2 protein-coding genes are annotated in these 2,676 nt (G+C 60.6%); one reads left to right on the forward strand and one right to left on the reverse strand.

The window, feature by feature from the left end; all coding sequences use genetic code 11:
* Nucleotides 1–257: 257 nt before the first annotated feature.
* The gene (locus tag INT40_RS20220) at nucleotides 258–1,358 is read left to right on the forward strand and encodes a DoxX family protein (protein WP_226831725.1); all 1,101 of its coding nucleotides are present in this window, start codon (nucleotides 258–260) and stop codon (nucleotides 1,356–1,358) included.
* Nucleotides 1,359–1,379: 21 nt separating this feature from the next.
* Here INT40_RS20220 and INT40_RS20225 read toward each other — a convergent pair whose 3' ends face one another.
* Nucleotides 1,380–2,543, reverse strand: coding sequence for a DUF6882 domain-containing protein (locus INT40_RS20225; RefSeq protein ID WP_193096863.1), 1,164 nt, complete (start codon nucleotides 2,541–2,543; stop codon nucleotides 1,380–1,382).
* Nucleotides 2,544–2,676 lie beyond the last annotated feature (133 nt).

Genomic DNA, 2,676 nt, shown 5'->3' on the forward strand with positions numbered 1-2,676 from the left:
GCTGATGGTACTGCAACTTGGTGGTTGTGGGAGAGTAAGTGACTGCCGCAATATTTTTTAGGGAGGCCATCCTGTCGTTGACAGGGTGGCCTCCCTGCTTTTTGGTGAGGGGTCATTCCGCTTCGGTGGGATGGCCCCTTTCTCGCATTCATAGGTGTTTCAGGGCCAGGGGCACTGGTGCAAGTGTTGGGTTTTCCCTATTCGACAGTTGAGTTTGCCTCAGTTCAACTTTCCAGCTTCCGTCCTACAGTTGCAGTATGCAACACAACCTGCGTCTCAACGAAGATCCTGTGGCCGACGAAGAGGACGGCGAAGGCTGCCGAAATGGGAATGGCTCCTCGGCAGCACGTGCAACGGATCGCACCCAAGCTCGCAGCCCCGGCAAGACGCGATTGATTACTGTCCGTGTCTTGTGGACCGGACACTGGCTGCTTCGCATCTGGCTGGCAGGCTACCTGCTGATCTACGGGTGGTCGAAGGTGTTCCTCATGCAGATGGGACAGGCCGACTACTCCGACGCGCTCGTCCAATATGGAGAGATGAGTCCCATGGGATTGCTATGGCGTTTCATGGCCTTCTCTCCGAGCATCCAGATCCTGGCTGGCCTGGCCGAGGTCGCAGCCGCAGCCTTCCTTCTGTTTAGGCGCACAGCCTGGTTGGGTGCCCTTCTCGCGGCTCTGAACATGGGGATTGTGTTCCTGCTCAACCTGACCTTCGACGTGCCCGTCAAACAGCTTTCAGGCATCATGGCTCTTGCAGGAGTCATCCTCCTCATTCCCAACCTGCGCCGGCTATGCCGCTTCGTGGTCGGCAAGCCCACAGGTGCAAGAGTGGCAGGTCTGATCTCCACGAACCGTATCTTCGTGGCGATCACACGGTGGGCCGCGCCCCTGCTTGCCATCGCAATGTTGGTCGGCTCGGGCGTCGTATTCGGAAATATGACCGACTGGGGCAGACTCGATGAGCAAAGCGCCATAGCTGGGGTCTACTCGGTCTCAGGCGAGAGCAGAGCGGACTTCAACGACTCTCAAATCACGCAGGCAGCCTTCGGACAACTGTCCAAAGAAAAGACTGCCGCCGTGGGCCTGCGTTACGCCGACGGAAGCCTGCAGAAGGGGTCCTACGGCGTAGATGGGGACAATAAGGTCAGGCTCAAGCTCTACCCGGAGCAGAAGGGCTCGCAAGGTCTCATCAGAGACTATGTCGACGAAGCGACCCTCACCTTCGCCATCGATGACTCGGGCGAAATCACCCTGACAGGTGAGGGCCTTGACGCGACGCTGACGCCCGACCGGGAACGTCGGTACCTCTTCGACCGTGACTTCAGCTGGGAGCCGCGCACACCCGTCAACCGATGACGGGTGTTCAGCACCTGCAGATCAGCGGCCGAAGAGCTTCGAGAACAGACCCTTCTTCTTTTTCGGTTCCTCAGACTTGGTCTCTGCCTCGTCGGTCTGACGATCGGTGTCGTGCGTGCCTTCCGTGCCCGACCCTGCAGGCTCAGTCTCGGCGTCCGCTGCCTGTTCCGATCCGGTTGCAGGCGTGGGACGAGCGTAAGTGGAGTCGCGCTCGTTCTCGGGTGCCGCCTCGGCGGGGGAGGTGGTTGGAATATTCGAGGGAGATGCCTCGGTTGTGGAATCGCCTGGCGACTGTGTAAGCGTTGATGCCGAGTCTGCTGCTTCCACATCGGTCGGAGCAGGTTCTCTGCTCTCAGGCCGTGTTGCACTAACCGGCTCGGAATCTGAGCGCGGTGCGGTGGCAGCAGGATTCGACTCGGTCGCCGCGGCAGGAACATCCGCGGCCTCTTCTGCGGGCGCGGACGTCCCGGTGGCCTGCGCATACTGCTGCGCAGCTTCACCTTCGAGCGGTGCACCCATCTCGCAATTGGAGATCCGGTTCTGGTCGTCAAAGGACAGGTCAGCCGACCCATCGGCGAAGAGCAGACGTAGTCCGGCCTCAGGCAACACTGCGGTGGGGATGCCCCGCTTGGCCACATATGCCTCGAGGGCGACGCGATGATCGGTCACAGTCGTCTGTGTCAGTCCCTGCATGAGAGCTCGCACAGTGGCCTTGACCTGAGGCTCGGGCAAAGTCAGCTCCGGAGCATCGACGAGCAGCCAGACCGTCGTGCCTGCACCGGCTGCAGCAGGATAGTGAGCCCACTTTCCGGTGGCCTCCTTCGACGCCAAGGTCAGACGCAGCGCAAGCTCCTCATCCAGGGGGAGCTCCTCAGAGATCAACTCGGCGACATCCTCGGCGGCGCCGAACTTGCGAACCTCGTGGGCGAGGCCGACGACAGCCTCGGGGAACTCGTTGATGTTCTCCCAACCCCACAGCCATGTACTCTGCCCATTCGACTCCGAACCGAGCAGATGCGGGCGGCCACGCAGAACAGTCCCCTCCGCAGAAGTGAAGGTCAGGTGTGGGTCGGACGAGAAATCGACCTCCCATTCGGCATCGGCGATGAGAGCGCCGAAGTGCGTCTGCATCTCTGTGGAGAAGAAGACGGCGCGATTGACGAGGTCCTGCAAAGTTGTGCTCATGATTTCAAGACTAGAGGTGTCCGCCCGATTAGCGAAGAGGCACGCGGAGCTACCGCCGAGGTCGGAGCCGGTTTTACCGGCTCTTCGGATCTAAGCGTGGTGACTCGTTGGTAAGTTCCTCTTCGCCCCCGAC

This window comes from Brevibacterium sp. FME17 (assembly GCF_014897515.1).
Taxonomy (GTDB): domain Bacteria; phylum Actinomycetota; class Actinomycetes; order Actinomycetales; family Brevibacteriaceae; genus Brevibacterium.

Coding starts and splice junctions, on each gene's coding strand:
- INT40_RS20225 (WP_193096863.1), bottom strand. CDS start 2,543: ATGAGCACAACTTTGCAGGACCTCGTCAATCGCGCCGTCTTCTTCTCC.
- INT40_RS20220 (WP_226831725.1), top strand. CDS start 258: ATGCAACACAACCTGCGTCTCAACGAAGATCCTGTGGCCGACGAAGAG.